This is a genomic window from Hominiventricola aquisgranensis, assembly GCF_040096225.1.
Classification (GTDB): Bacteria; Bacillota; Clostridia; order Lachnospirales; family Lachnospiraceae; genus Hominiventricola; species Hominiventricola aquisgranensis.
Window position 1 is genome coordinate 1 of the sequence record NZ_JBBMFC010000071.1, and the last position, 1440, is coordinate 1440.

At 48.5% G+C, this 1440-nt stretch carries 2 protein-coding genes; both read left to right on the forward strand.

The window, feature by feature from the left end; all coding sequences use genetic code 11:
* Positions 1 to 753 (forward strand): ATP-binding cassette domain-containing protein (locus WMO62_RS15735; protein ID WP_349145273.1); only part of this gene is annotated, 753 nt, incomplete at its 5' end.
* The coding region (locus WMO62_RS15740) for an ABC transporter permease (RefSeq protein WP_435390518.1) at positions 746 to 1440 on the forward strand (695 nt) is incomplete at its 3' end. The genes WMO62_RS15735 and WMO62_RS15740, both read left to right, overlap by 8 nt.

Sequence of the window (1440 nt, forward strand, 5' to 3'; positions counted from 1 at the left end):
GTTCTTGAAGTGAAAGACCTTCATGCCAAAGACTACCGTGGTGTTGAGATCCTGAAAGGCTTTAACCTGAATGTAAGAAAAGGCGAGATCGTAGGTTTGGCCGGTGTAGATGGTAACGGTCAGACCGAGCTGGTAGAAGTACTGACCGGCCTTCGGAAAGCAGAATCCGGTACAGTCACCATGCTTGGAAAAGATGTATTCAATAAGAGTCCGAAGGAGACCTTTGAGAATGGCATCTCCAGTATCCCGGCAGACCGCCAGAAGCATGGACTGATCCTTGACTTTTCCAACGAGGATAACATGATCCTGCAGCACTTTGAGGAAGAGCCGTTCTCCTCCCATGGATTTCTGAACCGGAAAGCCATTCGTGAGTATGCAGAAGAACTGATCGAGAAGTTTGATGTACGTCCGAGAGGATGTGCAGAAGCACCTGCAGGGACACTGTCCGGTGGTAACCAGCAGAAAGTCATCATTGCCCGCGAGGTGACCAATGACAAAGACCTGCTGATTGCCGTGAACCCGACCCGTGGACTTGACGTAGGCGCGATTGAGTTTGTTCATAAATATCTGGTGGAACAGAGAAATAAGAACCGTGCGGTTCTGTTAGTATCCTTTGAGCTTGACGAGATCATGAGCCTGTCTGACCGGATCGAGGTTATCTTCGATGGTCAGATCACCGGCAGTGTTCCTGGAAAGGATGCAGATGAGAAAGAACTGGGATTTATGATGGCAGGAGGAAAGACAGATGAATAAGAAGAAAAGTATTCTTGAGAGCAATGTGCTTTATACGATCATTGCGATCATTGCCGGCTTCCTGATTGGTGCCATTTTCCTGATGATCGCCGGTATCAGCCCGGCAGTTGCTTATGGAAAGCTGTTCAGCAGCATTTTCAGCAAACCGAAATATCTGGTGTGGACGTTGGTATATGCAAGTCCGCTGATCTTTACCGGTCTGAGTGTGGCATTCTCGTTCAGAACCGGTGTGTTCAACATCGGAGCTGAGGGACAGTTTGTGATCGGTGGACTGGTAGCCTGTGTGCTTGGTATTGTGCTTGACCTTCCACCGGTCATCCATGCTGTTGTATGTCTGTTGGCAGCAGCCCTGGCAGGAGGGATCTGGTCCCTGATCGTAGGTGTGTTAAAAGTAAAAAGAGGAATCCATGAGGTTCTTTCCTTTATCATGTTTAACTGGATCGCATTCTATCTCTCCAACTACGTGGTAAACCTTCCGGAGATCCATAGAGAGAGCAGTGAGGCAACCCGGGATATCGCATCCTCTGCAAGGATCCTGCTGCCATCCGGTCTTCAGAAAGCACTGGATTGTAATGCCGCACACTGGGGCATCGTTTTTGCGATCATTGCAGCCATCGTGATCTGGATCATTATTGAGAAGACCACACTTGGCTACAAATTAAAAGCAGTTGGTTTTAACAGCAATGG